The sequence below is a fragment of the Pseudomonas sp. MWU12-2037 genome, assembly GCF_023242345.1.
GTDB classification, from domain to species: Bacteria; Pseudomonadota; Gammaproteobacteria; order Pseudomonadales; family Pseudomonadaceae; genus Aquipseudomonas; species Aquipseudomonas gingeri_D.
Genome location: NZ_JALLIZ010000005.1, coordinates 445,969 through 462,439, shown reverse-complemented (window position 1 = coordinate 462,439; position 16,471 = coordinate 445,969). Strand labels below are relative to the sequence as shown.

Genomic DNA, 16,471 nt, shown 5'->3' with positions numbered 1-16,471 from the left:
CCAGCAGTTCCAGTTTCTTGCGTTGGCGAGCCTGAATCTGCTCCAACTCATCTTTGGCTCGTTTGTGGATAGTCGCGATTCGTTTGATGAACATTTCAGCAAGCTGATCACGTGCTCGTACACGCATGAGGTAGATCAGAGCCAGCATCAAGGTGTAACGCTTTGGAAGCGAACAATCCTTAAGTTCAGAAACATCCGTTTTCTCCGCTTGATTCGCAAAAAACCAAATTTTGGTATCAACGATTCCCTCAAAGATGGCGTCGAGATCACCGAACCCCTCCAACCAGCTTAAGTGATCGATCAGTATCTCCAAGTGTTTGCGAGAAGGTTTCTTGGGGACCTGCTTCAGGGCATTGAAGTCGCTTTGGCGACGACCGAAATCGGTGTCTAGAAGCTCTCTGAGACGGTAGATCACATCAATCGGCGCTCTATCGACGACTTGATTGAAGATCTTTTCCTGGAGAGCGACTTGAGCGTCTTCAGCAGCGTCATTGAGCGTTGAGTAGGCCGGGAGCTCGTAGCCTCGCTCAAGCAGTTCGCCAATCAGGACATTGATGACGTCAACACGTTGATCAAGGATCACTACTGCTTCGTGGGCAGCTTCCACCGCAATTTTCAGGGCATCACTCCCATAAAACGGGGTGATCTGTAGATACTGGCGGATGGCTGTTTGATGACGGTACAAGGTTCGAGGACTCGCATAACGAGGAACAATGCGCGCCCCATAACTCAGGCAAGACCTGACATGATTTACGATTTCAGCTGGAATCTCCTCGATAATGGGGAAGTAATGTAGCTGTTGAAATACTTTAAGCAGAACGGCTAATCCAATGATAAGGGCAGGGCTTTTAGCCGTTCTAGAGAGCCATTCGAGTTCAGATTCTGAGGGCGAGTAGGTCTGATGAAGCTCTTTCGACGACAGATTCGCCGGCAACTTCGGATAAGCTGTCCGCTCCAGAGAGGCCATGGAATTCGTCCCTCAAGAAAAAGCAAAGCCTTTAGCATAGACGGCTAAACTCGGGATGAGGAAAGGTCGCACGAAAGATCATTTAAATTCTTTAAATATCATAAGGTTATATGGCGAATGTCCTAATTTTCCTTTATCTCGGCATAACCCCTACCGCTCGTCAAGCGGCATATTGCCATTATTGGCCGGGGTGGTCGAGAAGCTGCCAAAGTACCAACGTGAGTGAGGTCGTCGGAGAGGCCAACAGGCTGAGCCTAAAGTTGGCCATTGACACGCCGATAACCGTTCAGGCCACCAAGAAACCGCCAAGATTGGTGCTCTGTGCAACGTATGCTTGAGTCCGTATAAAAATAAAAGAGGATAGCCATGACCATTCTTCAGCGAGTGATTGGCGGATTTGCCGTGTTGTTGGTGGTGTTGCTCACCATGGTCGGCATCAGCTATCAAAGCACCCACTCGATCAGCGAGCGCTTGACGATCATCACCGGCCAATCTGCGCCGTTGAGCCGGGCGGCCAGCGAGCTTTACGTTCATATTCTCAGGGCCAATCAGGCACTGTTGGCGGTTCTTATCAGCAACGACCCCAAGCAGATCGACGACGGCAAGCAGCCGTTCAACGACAGCCTGGTGCGCTTTACCCAATTGCTCGAGAGTATTCCGACCTATATCGGCGATCACCCGCAGTTACGCGACAACCTGACTCAACAACGCCAACTCAGTGCGGCTTATGTCGAACAGGCCCAGAGCCTGATGGAGACCCATCGCCAGTATGTGGCGCAAGTTGCCCTGACCCACGAGTTGCAAGGTTACAGCGGCAGCCAGGGAGTCCAACTGACCAGCTATCTGCGCGATTATATCGCCCGTGAGCGCAGTGCCGGTGCAGATGAACACCTGGCCGCAGCGGAGAAGTTGCTGCTGGAAGTCAATAAGTCCTACGACAGTCTGGCCGCCCACGCCGCCAAGCCGGATATCGTGACCTTGCAGCGCCTGCTTAACCTGCAGGACGAAGTGATTAACTCGCGGGTCCAGGCATTTTTGGCGGTTGACCCCAGGGTAGGGCGCATCGTCGCGGTCATGGTCAACCGCTTGCTCAACGACCTGACCGGCAGTGATGGGCTGTATCGTGCCTTTCAGCAGGAAGCCAGCCTGGCCGACCACGTTCGTGAACAACGCCAGACGACGGAAACCCGCCTGCAGGCCACGCTGGACAAGATCGGTGAATTCGGTAGCCAGTCTCTTGACGTGGCCAGCGCGGCGAAGAGCGATGCCGACGCCACCATCAGCAACAGCCTCAGCCTGCTGTTGATCGTCTGTGTGCTGGCGGTGTTGGCCGCCTTGGTGATCGGGACGTGGGTGGCCTTCAGCCTGCGTCGGCCGCTGGCGGCCTTTCGCGAGGTGCTGAAGCAGCTTACCTGGGGTGACATGCGGGTGCGCTTCGATGTCAGTCGCAAAGATGAATTCGGTGAACTCGGCGGCTACCTCAACGAACTGACTCAGTCCTTGCAGACTACCTTCCGTGAGCTGATCGGCTCCGCCGATACCCTGGCCCAGTCCGCGAGCGATAACGCGGTGGTCAGCGAGCAGACCACACGGGTAGTGGATGAACAGAAAGATCGCCTGCATTCCGCTGCTTCGGCGATGACCGAGATGGAGAGTACCGTCGAAGAAGTCGCGCGGCGGGCGCAGGACACCCGTAGCGCGGTGGACGACACCAGCGAGCTGACCCACAAGGTGCAACAGCGAGTAGCCGAGACCATCGTCAATATCCGCCAGCAGGCCGAGCAGGTGAACAAGGCCTCGGCGGTCACCGACGAACTGCAGAAATATGGCCAGAACATCGACAGTATCGTCGATGCGATTCGCACCATTGCCGAACAGACCAACCTGTTGGCGCTCAACGCCGCCATTGAAGCGGCCCGTGCCGGCGAGCAAGGCAGGGGCTTTGCGGTGGTGGCTGACGAAGTGCGTTCACTGGCCAGCCGCACCCAGGCGTCGACCAGCGAAATCCAGGAAATGATCGGCCAGATGCAGGGCAAGATTCATTCCGCCGTGCAAGTGATGAACGAAAGCCAGGTGCAATCCAACAACTGCGTGACCTTGGCCTCTGGCGCCGATGAGCTGCTGGTGGCGATGGGGGAGGCGGTGGGCACCATCCGTGACATGAACATCCAGATCGCTGCCGCCACCGAGGAACAGAGTGCCACGGTGCAGGAAACCAGCCGCATGGTCACCCAGATCAACGACTCCGCCCAACAGGCCGCCGAGGGGGCCGAGCGTACGGCCAGCAGCAGCCAGGGCCTGTCGGACATGGCCAAGGTGCAGCGTGAGCTGCTCCATCATTTCAGCGTATGACGCCGGGGAGACCGAACATGAAACAGTGGTTGACGCTTGCCTTGGGTATCAGTTGCCTTACTGCCGGTTTGGCCCAGGCCGCTACGCCGCTGTTGGGCGTGGCCATGGCCAAATACGACGACAACTTCCAGACCATCCTGCGCAATGGCGTGCAGAAGCATGCCGCCGTGCTGGATACCGATATCTTCATGGAAGATGGTCATGACAGCGCCGAGTTGCAGATGCGCCAGTTTCGTAACCTGGTCAATTCCAAGGTAGACGCCATCGTGGTCGCGATGGTCAATGCCAAGAGCGCCCCTGAAATGCTGCGTTTGGCCACTGCGGCGAAAATCCCGCTGGTGTTCGTCAACCGCAACCCCGGTCCCGATAAATGGCCGGCGCAGACGGCATTCGTCGGATCCGATGAGCTGGAGTCGGGCACGCTGCAAATGGAAGAGCTGGCCCGCCGCGCCAACTACAAGGGCAATGTGGTGATCCTGGTGGGGGACCCCAACAACAAGTCCTCGTTGATGCGCACCGAAGATGTGGAAAAGGTCGTCGCCAAATACCCGAACATGAAAGTGGTACAGAAGAAGGTCGGTAACTGGGAGCGTAGCCAGGCGGCTGCCATTGTTATCGATTGGGTCAAGGCGGGCGTGGACTTTTCGATCATCGCCGCCAATAACGATGAGATGGCTATTGGCGCGATCATGGGGCTGGAAAAGGCCGGTAAAAATGCCAAGGACTATTGGGTCGGTGGCATTGATGGCACGCCTGACGGTTTGAAGCTGATGGCCGATGGCAAGATGGCCGTGAGTGTGTTCCAGGACGCTATCGGCCAGGCGAATGGCGCGGTGGAGGTTGCATTGCGCCTGGCCAGGGGGGAGAGCCTGGATTCACCGCTGATCTGGGTGCCGTTCAAGCTGATCACTCCGGAGAATCGGCAGGAGTTTGAATGAACCAGGTGCACACTTGACCAGCCTTCTTGGTTAGCTGGGTTGGGCCGCCAGGCTATTACTGACGTTACTCCCCAGCACAAGCACCGTAACAAAACCGCAGCCCACCAGGGCCGTCGCCAGGCTCAACAGCACCGAGCTGCCCAGTTGGTCGACGATCTGCCCGCCAAAGAATGAGCCCAGGGCAATAATCACCTGGAACAAGGCGACGAAGAGCGGCATGCCGCGCTCCACATCCTTGGGCGCTACGACAAACATCCAGATGCTGGCGCAGGCCGGGAAGGCGCCGAAGGCGAAGCCCCAGAGCGCTATCAGCATCGCTGCGCCGGTCATGCCCGTGGCGAAGTAGGGAAACAGGGCAGTGCTGGTGCCGATCATCAGGGCGACCAGCAACAGGGTATGACGGACGCTGCGGTTGGCGGCGAAACCGGCGAAAATATTACCCATTACCCCGGCCACGCCATAGAGCAGCAGCAATGAGCCAATAGTCGGCCCGTCGAAGCCTGCGCTGTGTTTGAAGAAGGGGGCGACATAGGTGTAAGCGGCAAAGTGCGCCAGGCCAATCAGCAGTACAGCGATCAAGCCAACCCGAGATTGTGGATTGATGAACAAGGCCGGCAGGTCGCTGATGCGAATGGCCTTTTCCGGGGCGAGCCGCGGTAGCAGGAATATCTGCGCCAGTAGCACCGGTACGCCCAACAGCGCGGTGACCAGGAAGGTCATGCGCCAGCCCATCAGGCCACTCAGCCAGGTGCCTACGGGCACACCCAGTACGGTGGCCAATGTCACACCGACCATGATGATCGAGGTGGCCTGGGCTACGCCGACTCCCTTGGGGGCCAGGCGGCCGCTGAGGGCAATGGCAGTGGCCCAGAAACCGCCGATACTGATGCCCAGGAGTACGCGGCCGAACAGCAGCAGACTGAAGTCGCTGGCGTAGGCCACGACCGAGTTGGCGATGATCATTATCAGCGTCAGGCCGATCAGCAGATAGCGACGGTCCATGGCGCCAATGCCGACAGACAGCAATGGCGCGGCGAGGGCGGCCATGATGCCGGGCAAGGTAACCATCAGCCCGGCGTGGCCGGCACTGATGCCCAGGTCACTGGCGACGTCGTTGAGTACGCCCACCGGGAGAAACTCACTGGTCACCAAGGCGAAGGCACCCACGGCGACCGAGAGAATCGCCAGCCATTGCTGCTTGACGCTCTGTTGATTATGTTCGGGAAGACCTCGAGGGGCCTGGCTTGCGCTTGGCATGGTGTTGGGTTCCGGAGGGGAATTCGCCTGAAGCCAGGCGGAAGGGAGAAATTGGAGGCGATTATATGAATCGGTTCTGGCAACCCAATAGGCGGGGGCTTCGATAGTAATCATCAGTGTAATCGATGAGAGGCTCCAAGCAGAGCGTCCGCGGGTTCGATTTGAGGAGGCGACAGAAATTTAAAGCGTAATGTCTGAAGCTGACACCAGGTGGGCCCTTATGAATATATCGTATTTAACAAGTGGGCGATGTCAGATGTTCATAAGTAGCTCACAGGCCCGAGAGGAGGGCAGGCACTGATGCTTGCCTGCAGCTATCGAGTCTTCGAAATCAAGTTCAGTAAGGCTTATATCTTTTGACTCTGCCGGTACCGCGAACAATGCTGCTCAAAGCATTGCTGTCTGCGAACGCCAATCGTGCGCGCTTGTCGCTGTTGTGCTTGGCGCTGATCAACATGGCATTGCTGTAAACGGCCGCTCCGCTGGCAGACTTGGCAATAATGTGATCGACCTGAGGTGTGAGATCATGACCACCTTCGACCAGTAGACCAACCCGCTGGCCTGGAATGCGGTACTTGTCGGTGTACACAGGGTCAACGATGTCGTCGCTTATAAGATACCCATCGTTGAGAACGCGGTTGACTGCGCGGATAGTTTCGATCTGTGTGCTTGAGAACTCGGCTGCCTGCGACAGTATTACGCGGTCATTCCAATGCGCAAGCTGCTTGGGGTCATCCTTGACGGACTTCCACTCGGCATAATCGAGGAACGCGTAAGGCCTTGCCGCGGCAGGAAAAACGGGGAGCCGTCGGTAAGAGGGAAACCCTACAGTATTCAACTGGTCCTGGATGTTCCAGCCTGCGTTTGTCATTTCGTCGATGAGTGCTAGGTATTCGGCCTTCTTCGTCGGGTCGGCACCGCCGATGATAGGCGCTGGCTTTGGATGCAGAATAGGCCACGTGCGTGTGCGATTGACGTGCAGGCCGGTCAGGACTTTCGTGATAATCGTGAACCGCGTGGGCACACGCTGTTCTTCGGAAATTTCGGTAGCGTAATCGCAGGTGATGGCCACTTCGCAATTACCTCCTGCGGCATCCACCCAGCTCTCAAGCTCACGCTCGAATTGGCGCCATATACCTCCCGAGTTGAATGAGCCATACATCGGAACCAGGTTGCTCGAGGACTCGGGCCCACCAAACTCCAGAGCAATGAGGTGTCCTCGGTGGCAGTCTTCGTGCCGGGTGTCAGCCACTCCACCTTCATACATCGAAAGAGGCAGGACCGTGTTGTTTCGTGGAGTTGGCGCGTGAGGCTTCACCCCCGGTGACATCTCGGCAACGAGCCGTTTCACACGCTGGCGGGCTCCACCCTTGAAATTTTCAGGAGGATTGCTGAGGAACTGTACGAAGCGCATGGTCCTTCCTTGGAATGAGTGGATAGCCAAACAAACTGGGGAAATCGTACAGGGAGTGTGAACAGCGAAGCAAGGTGTGTGGCGCAGGTGCGCCGCAGCAGTAACATTCGAAACATATCACTTAATTTAACATAATATACATTATGCGAAGTAATGGATTGAGACCTACGAGCCCTGGCTTGCATAAATCGACGTAACCTCATGGCACCTAAGCCAAGCCACTACGCCTGCATGACTGCTTGCAACGGTTCCGCGCTCTGAACCGAGCCGCTTCACCGCCACGGGCAAAAACGCCCCAGCAACATCGAGCGACGTTGTCAGCAAGCCGACAAGCGTTCGCCCGACGCTTCTCACAGAAAACGACAAACGCCAAGGACACCCGTGGCGCGGTGCCAGGCGTATCAGTCCTCCCCGAACATCGCAAGAAAGTTTGGCTGGCCGTTAGATGCGGCCAAGCCGCCGTCGACCGGTATGATTACCCCGTTGACGAAGCTGGCGTCATCACTGGCCAGAAACGCAATGACAGCCGCGACTTCTTCCGGTGATGCCTGTCGGCCGGCCGGCAGACGGCTGCGAAACGCCGACATGATGGCCTCGTTCTTCTCTATATCTGCCGTCGCATCGGTGCTGGTGAGGCTGGGAGCGACGGCGTTTACCCGGACGTTCCGAGCGGCGTACTCCAGGGCAAGCGACCGGGTCAGATTGCTGACCGCCCCCTTCGCTGCGTTGTACCCGCTTCCTCCCCAGTCACCACCCAGGCCGGAGGCTGACGATACGTTGACGATTGAGCCCTTGGTGGCGAGCAAGTGAGGCAACGCCTCCCGGCAGCCAAAATAGACTCCGTCCAGGTCAGTGGCGATCTGTCGCCGCCAGTCCTCCGTGGAAAGCTGGGCGAATGGGCCAAAGATGGCGAAGCCGGCGTTGTTGACCAGTACGTCCAGCCGGCCGAACTTGGCGACTGTGTCGGCTATGAGCCGCTTGACGTACGTCTCGTCCGAGATGTCGCCGGGATGGAGCATCACCTTGGTCGGATCGGCTCCTTCCACTGTTTTCGCGAGCTTGTGTTCGCGGCGGCCGTTAAGCACCACCGATGCGCCCTCGGACAAGAACCGGCGGGCCGTAGCGGCCCCAATGCCTGTCCCGGCTCCTGTCACGACTACAACTTTGCCTGCGAAACGATTCATGTTGTTTTCCTCCGCGTATGGTTGATGAACACGGGAGTTGACGTTACGGCGGCCAGGCCAAAAAACTTCGCCCTGGCACTGGTACCACCCGTGAGGAGCGTTTCGAGCCACATGGATTAAAGCTCAGAAGCGTTCGAGCATCTCAGCAATTGCTGTACGATCAGCAGCGGCCCTCAAAAACGCCAAGGACAGAAATGGCGCTCATTCCATCCCTTTGGCCTGCAATAAACTCACGGCTTTTTCTTCACCCAACGCCTTGATCAACTCGAGCGAGTCCTCTGCATGCCGAGAACCTTTCGCCATTGCTGCCGTGTAGGTCGTATAGCTCTGGATTTCGGCCGGGAGCGCTCCAACAAACTGGATGCCGGGTACAGCCAATAATTCGCTGATTTGATGAATGGCAACGCTTGCCTCACCGTCGACGAGCTTCGTACCCACCAGCCCACCATTCACCAGGACAGCCTTTCTGGCAACCTCTTCAGAAACGCCCAGCTTATCGAATAACCCAGTCAGGTAGATCCCCGATGAGCCTCCAGACTTGGGGTCGATATAAGCAATTTTTGCCTCAGAATGCAGCATGGACTTGAAGTCGTTGACCGTGGAAATCACTGGCTTCGGAGCGTTCAACGGGACGGCCACACCGATACCGACCTTCGCGACGTTCTTCGCAGTATCCTTGTCCAAACTCCCGGCGGCTTCGAACTTGCTGACCAGCGAATCCGTAAGAATCGCCACATCAAAACGTTCCCCTGACTCAATCCTTTTGTTCAGTTCCCCAGCAGTACCGTTAGAGATGTTCAGGGTAATATGCTTCGAAGCCTCAAGCTCCGGCGCGATGGCCAATAACACCGGCTTGAATGCTCCCGTGGTCAACACCTTGATTTCAGCGGCTTGCGCACCGTTGAAGGCTGTCAGCAATAAAACAGCGACTGCAAGTTTTGACTTCATAACCCTACCTGAAGATCACGCTAGAACCCCGGGGACATCGCCCTCGGCTGAGACAACACTGGGGCCGGATGAGACTAGCCCTGGGGCAAGCGCATTTCAACCAATCCCCTACGCTTGATCAACCGCCAGAAAAACACCCACAGCCTGATGGAATAAACCTCTTAGCCAAGCGTCCTTTCAGCCACTGTTGCCGGCGATGGTGATGTAGTCGGTATAGAGCTGCGGCGCGCCAGAAAAAGACGCCAGTTCACGCCACTCGTCGTACATACGCTCGCTCTCCTGATGCTCGCGCACGAACGTCAGGGCCTTGTCCGTCGAAACATCCAGCTCAGGGTGGAAGGCGTTCAGGGACTCCAGGCTTTCGATTTCCAGCATGACCGCGTATTGGTCGAGGCGGCTACCGCCCTGCCCTTTGAGCATGTGAAATTTCCAGCCCGGGTAGTCTGCCACCCGGTGAATATTGCCGGTGATGAAATCCTCGAAGGTCTCCGGCGCCACGCCGGAACACAGGGCCAGGTTGTGAATCCCCACCACGCGGGCCAGCGCTTTGTCCTGATAGTTAGGGCCTTCCGGCAGTGAGCTGTTGGTGTTCTCCGCCACTGTTGAATAGTACGAAAAGATGGTCGGCAGCTCGGCGAAGGTTGAGAAGGTTTTCCACTCGGCAATCAGAGCCTGTGCCTGCGAATGTTCCCGCCAGAACCCCCGCGCACGGATGGTCTGATCGCCGTTGCGGTCAATATACTGGGCGTACTGTTCCGCGCTGGGTGCCTCCTGCAGCATCAGATACTGGTTTTCCCTTTCACCACGCAACCCTTTCAATAATGTCCAGTGCCAGCCCGGATAAGCCGGGATCCCGACACCGCGTTCGCGCACGAAATTTTCGAAATGCTCAGCCGTAACGCCCTTTTTCAAATTGAGGCCAATGTAATGCAGGCTGAACACCGGACCGGATAATTGACTCATAAAGACTCCATGGATTGACAACGTCAGGACAGCCCTGTCATAGCCTCAACGCGCAATGCGTCGGGCACTGGAACAGACCAGCAGCATGATCACCACACCCGCGCTGAAAGCCGTGGTCAGGCTGGAATGGTGGGCAACAAATCCGATAAGCGCCGGGCCGCTCAACAACCCCGTGTAACCGATAAGGGTCACGGCCGAAAGCGCGAAGCTCGACGGGACATCCGGCTGGTTGCCGGCGGTGGTGAACAGAATCGGGATGATATTGGACAGGCCGATGCCTGCCAGGATGAACCCGGCGAGGGCCACACCAGGGAGATCGACCGAGACGATCAGCAGCAACCCGACTGCGGCACATGAACCGCCCAGCATCAGCATGCGTTGCCGGCCGAACGCGTTGACCAGGCGATCGCCGTACAACCTGCCCAGCGCGACGGCGATGGCATAAAGGGTGTAGCCAAAACCGGCATGGCTTTTTTCCATGCCGCGCTCCGTATGAAGGAACACAGCCGACCAGTCCAGCATCGCGCCCTCAATCAGGAAGATGAAAAAGCACAACACGGCAATAAACAGAATCCCCGGGTGAGAGAGCGCCTGAAACGTACCGCCAGACTCACCGCTTTCCTGCGGCCGCTTGGCGAGCAGATGACCGGAAGCCGTCATCACCACAAGTGCAATCAGCAGCACGATCAGGAAAATGGCCTGCAGAGGCATCAGCCCCGCCCACAGCAGCAGGCTGACGCCCCCTGCCCCGGCGACACAGCCAATGCTGTAGAAACCGTGAAATCCGGACATCCTCGCCTGCCCGCTGTCACGTTCGACAATCACCGCCTGGGCATTCATCGACACATCCAACAGGCCGTTCACCGCGCCAAAAACCAGCAATGCGCCGCCAATCTCCACGGCAGAGGTGGCGTGCATCATGAACGGCAGGATCAAACAGAAGACCGCTGCGCAGGCAAGGATCAGCGTCCGACAGCCGAGCCTGGCGATGGCGCGCCCGGTAAAGGGCATTACCAGCATGGAGCCCGCCGCAATACAAAACAGCAGCAGGCCCAGCGTGCCGTCATCAATATCGAGCCGGGCTTTGACAAATGGAATCAACGGCGCCCAGGACGCCATGCCCAGCCCGGCAATAAAGAAGATGCCCCGTGTGGCGTGCTGCTGACGAAGATTCTCGCTGCTCTGCGAGAGGGATACATTTGTACTCACAGGCTTTGCGCCACTGACAGATAGTCGGTATAGATCTGCGGCGAGCCGGAAAACGAGGCCAGTTGCTTCCACTCTTCGTACATCTGCTTGGTGTCCCGGTGTGCCCGGGCAAATTTCGCCGCTTCATCGGTGGCGATATCCGGCTCTGGATAAAACACATCGAGCGCCTTCAGGCTCGCGATCTCCATCAGCACCACGTACTGGTCCAGACGGTTGCCCCGCTCGCCTTTGAGCAAGCGGAATTTCCAGTCCGGATAGTCCTCGATGCGCTGGTGGTTTTGCGCAATAAAGGTCTCGAAGGTCTGCGCCTGGACATCGGGGCGCAACGCGAGATTGTGGATGCCGATAACCCGCGCGACAGGCTCCTCCCCTGCCCGCTCCTGGTAACGCGGGCCATGGGGCACGGTGCTTTTGCTGTTTTCCGCCAGCAGCCGATAATCGGTGTAAAGGGTGGGTAACTCGCTGAAGGTAGCGTAACGCTTCCACTCCCCGAGAATATCCAGCGCTTCGGGATGTTCACGCCAGAACTGGTGGGCCAGTTCTGTTTTATTACCATCCGCGGCCATATAACAATCGCGCTGCGCAGCGCTGTCGATCTCAAACAGCATCAGGTATTGCCCTGCCCGTTCGCCCCGCAACCCGCGTAACAAGGTCCAGCTCCAGCCCGGATAGCTGGGAATATGTACGCCCTTGTGGCGAACAAAGTGCTCAAACTGTTCTGGCGTCACGCCGGCTTCAGTGTCGATAGCAATGTAGTAGAGGCTGAAGACCGGCACGGATGAGCTTTTTTGCTGTTCCATCGGATACCTCCCTCAGGCTTGCGGCGTCACGAACTGGGTGTTGATGACGGCTTCGACCAGCGTTACGCCGTTGGGCGTCAGGCTGACCAGATCGCCATCGATACTGACGAGAGCCTTGTCGACCAGGGTTTTGAGCGTGCCGCCGATAATCGGATTGTCGTAAAAGCTTCTGCCTTCAAAACGCTGTTTGAAGACCTGGTCATTCACTGGAATCAGCGTGGAAAGTGCCATTTTGAAAGCATTCACTTCGCGCTGGAGCGGTGAGAACCCCCGGCTTTCATCAATCGGCAGGCGGCCTTCATCAAGTGCCTGCTTGTACTTGTTGTAGCCGGTGATATTGATGGCCTCGGAGCCCGTACATTTCGAGCTGCCACCGAGACCGATCGCCACTTCCGGGTACTGTTTATCGAGATCGGTGATAAGCCCTTTCCATTTCTCCGGCTGCCGATGGTTCTGGTGGAAGTACATGGTCGGGTGTTCGCGATAACCGGACGACAGGTGCTGCTCCACCAACTCGCGCATCTGATACTGCTTGCCAAGACCCGGGAAGCTCATGTCGTTGACACTGATCAGCCCTTTTCTCTGCCAGTGGCTTTCTTTCTCTCCCGACACGCCGGTACGGGTTTTCATGAACTCTTCCATGTGCAGCTTGCTGATGACCACATGGGAAAGCTCGAGCTCGAGGGACTTCTCCATGTCGTATTTCACGTCATCCACGCTTTGGCCGAGCATGCCGTAGATAAGGTCGACGCTGACCCAGTCCAGGCCGATTTCACGGGCGTGATGGATGGTTTCCACGCACTCGTCAGCGGAGTGCATGCGACCGCAGGCCGAGATGATGCGGTCATTGAAGGATTGGGTGCCGAAGCTGATTTTGCTGAACCCCAGCTCCTTCAACAGCGACAGGTAGGGTTTGTTCAGGGTGCCCGGTTCGCCCTCAAAGCGCAGGGTGGCGGCCGAGAAGTTGAAATGGCTCCGGTAGAACGCCATCAGACGACGCAGTTCCTGCTCAGGCAGCAGTGACGGTGTACCGCCAAAGATGTTGAATTCGCCCACTTCAGCCTGAGCCAGACCGGGGACTTTCTGGAGCCACATCGTGGCCTCTTTGATGTTGTAATCCACCAGATCCCGGAACACCTGCTGCGACGAGGCGGCCTTGGGGTTCAGGATAACCGTCGGATACTGGCAAAAATGGCAACGGTAGCGGCAGGTGGGAATATAGGCCCAGAGGTGGATCTGCCTGGCCTGCTTGATATCGCGATCCATGTCGGCAAAAAAAGAGGACAGCGGATAGTCGGGGATATCGCCAGGGAAAACATGGCAGCCGAACGGGTCGTTGAACACGTACTCCAGAAAGGCGCTGTTATCGGGGCGCGAGAGAAAGTCGTAGACCCGCGGCGTTGGATAGTTCAAGTCGATATCGTTCAGTGAGCCCAGCGCTTCGCCATTCATCAGAATACCCCTCCGTTCGCAAAGTAGTTATGGGCTTCACCGGACTCGCGGTCTTCGGCGAAGTAGTAGACAAAGCGCTCGAAGTCTTCCGGTTTGACCCCATCGAAGCAGGCCGGCAATGGCGGCGGGAAGCCGATGTCCTCGCCGACGGCACGGCGCAGGGCACTGAAAATCTCCTCGCGGAACTCGAAATAGAGGCGATAGGACGGGGTCTTGTAGGCGTGAATCGGTTTGAAATCGATGACCCGCGAGCCCTGTTTGATTTCATCGATACGCTGATACATACGATCGGCCACCGGCTCGCTGAAAAACTCACGTACCGCCGGGCTTTCCAGCAGAATCCGCGGGTTGAGCAGCGCCGGCAGCACGATGTTTTTGGGCACATAGTCCTTGATCGAGTAGTCCCAGGCCTGTTGCGACTGCACAGGCGTGGTGTCCCGCAGCGTTGGGGTTTGCTCTTCGACGTCGGGGCGTACGTCCTTCATGATGATGATTCCATCCTGCCCATAGGCGTTGCCGGTAATCACCTCATCCAGAATGGTATCCACACGACGGCTGTTGATCTCGATACGGGAATCGTGGGCGTAGACCGGCTTGCCGCCCCAGGCGATCACCCGGATCCCGAAATCCCAGTCATCGGAGAGGTGTTCGACAAAGCGGCCCTTGTCCAACTGGTAGAAAATCTCGATGCCGCCCACTTTGTCGTAGAGACCCCGCTCGACGGCAAACCCCTTGCCGTCCGGAAAACCGCCAAACAGTGAAAATGACATCTCGCGGCAGCGCAGGGTCTTCTGGATCTCGTTGAGCAGGTTCGGCCGATGGCGAAAGGACGCTTCGTTGTAATAGTAATTACAGGTGCCCAGATCGCCGTTCTCCTCGAGCATTTTTTCAATCAGCGCGTGCAGCCAGTAAGGGTCCACGGTGCAGTCCGCATCGGCGGAAGCAATGTAGTGTTTATTCTTGACTCCCAGGCGGATGTCGCGCTGTTTTGAGCGCAAGGAGGCATAGTCCATGCCGCGTTTTCTGGCAGATGAAACACCTTGGGTGGTCTCCTGGATAACGTGAATATCCAAGGTCGGGTTTTCAGCCTTGAAGGCGTTGATTTTTTTTACCGAGTCATCCGTGGAGTTGTTATCCACGATGATCAGTTCATAGGTGGCGTGGGTAATCAGGCCACCCCGTGTTTTCTGATTGAATAAAGAATCCAGCACACTATCGATGCGATCACTTTCGTTATAAACCGGCAGCACAACCGAGACAAAGGCAGCCTCACGCATATTTCCTCCAGAAGGACTCAAGTCCAGCATGCCAATGACGTTATTGGAGAGCACCTGCTGACCGATGGTGAAGTTTTTATGAGCCACTTCAGCCATCAGCGTCTTGTTATTCAATAACTGATAGACATCGTCAATAAAGTCATCATCAGGCAGGCCATCCCGATCTTCCGAGATCGACATGACCGGCGCTTCAAAACCATGCTGGCCATAGACCTCCTGATAATATTCGTAGCGGCTCGTGATATAGCAGCGCCGGCTGCTGATCGCCTCCCCCACGGGATTGCCGTAGCTGTCATACCCCCAGGAAGTGAGAAAGGAAACCAGATCGCAGGAGTAATACAAATCCTCAATGGTCGTGGACTTTTCCTTTGTCGGCATAGAGTCATGGGGCAGCGAGCCGATGAACTTGATAAAGGCCTCGACCTGTAGCTCCCGGGCCAGTTTATTCAAGGCTTCAAAGTAGCCGGGATGCTCATGGGGATCGCCGGCGACCGCGAGATACACTCTTCGGCGGCTACCGTTCCGAGCAAAAAGCGCGTTCAACCGATGGACCAGGTAGATATCCCTGTCCTGTCGTTTTTGCGGAATGATGCGGGTCGTGCGGGCAATCAGGACGTCGCTGTCGCGGATATCCAGGCTTTCCTTGATGTTCGTGCAGGTCCCCTGCCCGCTGAAATCATAGGTATTCTTCCTGACCTTGACGTCGACGGCGTGATCGCACCATTCCTCGAGTTTGTTCTTCAGGTGCTGATTGAGGGTCACATAGGTGATGTAGCGGGATTGAACCGGCTTGACGGCATGGGGATACGGCTCCGGACCGTATTTCATCACAGTCTTCTCACTGTTCCACATCAGGTCATGATCGCGCCAGATAACGAAATTCCCCAGGCCATGCTTTTGCCCATAGGCGTCGATGGCCAGGTACAAGGCTTGGGTGTAAATAATGTTTTCCGGCAACGTTCCGTTTTCAACGATCACATAACGGATATCCAGTGTTTCCCAAAACTGCACCATTCGATGAGCCAGTGCCTGTGACGACTCGCGAATGGCGATTAAAAGCCGTTCCTGCTCTTCTGGAGAAACCGCGGTCTTTTGACCGATCAAGACACTGTGCGAATACTCTATGAAATCCCGGCTGTAATGCGGGACAGTCTCTATATCTTCGATGCGAACCAGGGCAAACACACCCTGATAGATATTTTTCTCGTGATCATAAGGCCTGTTGAAATTGCCTTTGTCGATCTTGATGTCATAGCCCAGGTCGAGATAGGACGTAATCTCACTCTGCTCAAGGCATTTGGCCATCTTTAATGCTTCGACCGTAATGCCCGATACCGCGACAGCATCAAATGATATAAATATGGCTCCAGCCTGCATGCTCATACCCCTCAAACCAATAGGAAGTCATTGATTACCACGCACTCGAAACGGCTAGCCTTGAATCATGCTTTATCCATTTTTTGTTTTATGAGAGGGTCATAAGTAACCTCTCGAAATTAAAATACTCGTCTGTACGAGTCGAATCAACAACTCATACAGACGAGTATTGGTTTTATTTATTCATGGCCCGGAAATGGGGGACAAGGTATTTCCGGTATCCAGGACAACAGCGTCATCCGCGTAAAAGGCAGCCTGTTACGGGCCCCTGCTCCAGCGTGATTCGGTACTGCCGCCTTCGGTCGGCGCGCGGCTGGCGGTTGAATTGCGTGC

At 56.4% G+C, this 16,471-nt stretch carries 12 protein-coding genes; 2 read left to right on the top strand and 10 right to left on the bottom strand.

The window, feature by feature from the left end; all coding sequences use genetic code 11:
• Positions 1-967: DUF4158 domain-containing protein (locus tag M5B42_RS12490; protein ID WP_248745993.1), on the bottom strand; the 967-nt coding region annotated here is incomplete at its 3' end.
• A gap of 366 nt (positions 968-1,333) precedes the next feature.
• On the opposite strand from M5B42_RS12490, the gene M5B42_RS12485 reads away from it, so the two are divergent.
• Complete coding sequence (locus tag M5B42_RS12485; RefSeq protein WP_248745992.1) at positions 1,334-3,319, top strand: methyl-accepting chemotaxis protein; 1,986 nt, start codon at positions 1,334-1,336, stop codon at positions 3,317-3,319.
• Between the two features lie 17 nt (positions 3,320-3,336).
• Complete coding sequence (locus tag M5B42_RS12480; protein ID WP_152739049.1) at positions 3,337-4,257, top strand: substrate-binding domain-containing protein; 921 nt, start codon at positions 3,337-3,339, stop codon at positions 4,255-4,257.
• Positions 4,258-4,287: 30 nt separating this feature from the next.
• On the opposite strand, the gene M5B42_RS12475 is transcribed toward M5B42_RS12480, so the two are convergent.
• The 9 genes from M5B42_RS12475 to M5B42_RS12435 all read right to left on the bottom strand — a co-directional run bounded on the left by M5B42_RS12475 (position 4,288) and on the right by M5B42_RS12435 (position 16,138).
• On the bottom strand, positions 4,288-5,514 hold the full coding sequence (locus tag M5B42_RS12475) for an MFS transporter (protein WP_248745991.1): 1,227 nt from the start codon (positions 5,512-5,514) through the stop codon (positions 4,288-4,290).
• A 337-nt stretch (positions 5,515-5,851) separates the two neighbouring features.
• Positions 5,852-6,928 carry a DNA/RNA non-specific endonuclease gene (locus tag M5B42_RS12470; RefSeq protein WP_248745990.1) on the bottom strand — a complete coding sequence of 359 codons (1,077 nt, stop codon included), beginning with the start codon at positions 6,926-6,928 and terminating at the stop codon, positions 5,852-5,854.
• Positions 6,929-7,329: 401 nt separating this feature from the next.
• Positions 7,330-8,112 (bottom strand): SDR family oxidoreductase, encoded by a 783-nt coding sequence (locus M5B42_RS12465; RefSeq protein WP_248745989.1) that lies wholly within the window; start codon positions 8,110-8,112, stop codon positions 7,330-7,332.
• A 201-nt stretch (positions 8,113-8,313) separates the two neighbouring features.
• Entirely contained in the window at positions 8,314-9,060 is a 747-nt protein-coding gene (locus tag M5B42_RS12460; protein WP_248745988.1) for a substrate-binding domain-containing protein, read from the bottom strand.
• 177 nt (positions 9,061-9,237) lie between these two features.
• Entirely contained in the window at positions 9,238-10,023 is a 786-nt protein-coding gene (locus tag M5B42_RS12455) for a hypothetical protein (protein WP_248745987.1), read from the bottom strand.
• A gap of 45 nt (positions 10,024-10,068) precedes the next feature.
• Complete coding sequence (locus tag M5B42_RS12450; protein WP_248745986.1) at positions 10,069-11,232, bottom strand: MFS transporter; 1,164 nt, start codon at positions 11,230-11,232, stop codon at positions 10,069-10,071.
• Positions 11,229-12,032 (bottom strand): hypothetical protein, encoded by an 804-nt coding sequence (locus M5B42_RS12445; RefSeq protein WP_152739066.1) that lies wholly within the window; start codon positions 12,030-12,032, stop codon positions 11,229-11,231. The genes M5B42_RS12450 and M5B42_RS12445 overlap by 4 nt, the downstream gene beginning before the upstream one ends.
• 12 nt (positions 12,033-12,044) lie before the next feature.
• Positions 12,045-13,484, bottom strand: coding sequence for a radical SAM protein (locus tag M5B42_RS12440; protein WP_248745985.1), 1,440 nt, complete (start codon positions 13,482-13,484; stop codon positions 12,045-12,047).
• Positions 13,484-16,138: a glycosyltransferase gene (locus tag M5B42_RS12435; protein ID WP_248745984.1), complete on the bottom strand. Its 2,655-nt coding sequence runs from the start codon at positions 16,136-16,138 to the stop codon at positions 13,484-13,486. The genes M5B42_RS12440 and M5B42_RS12435 overlap by 1 nt, the downstream gene beginning before the upstream one ends.
• Positions 16,139-16,471 lie beyond the last annotated feature (333 nt).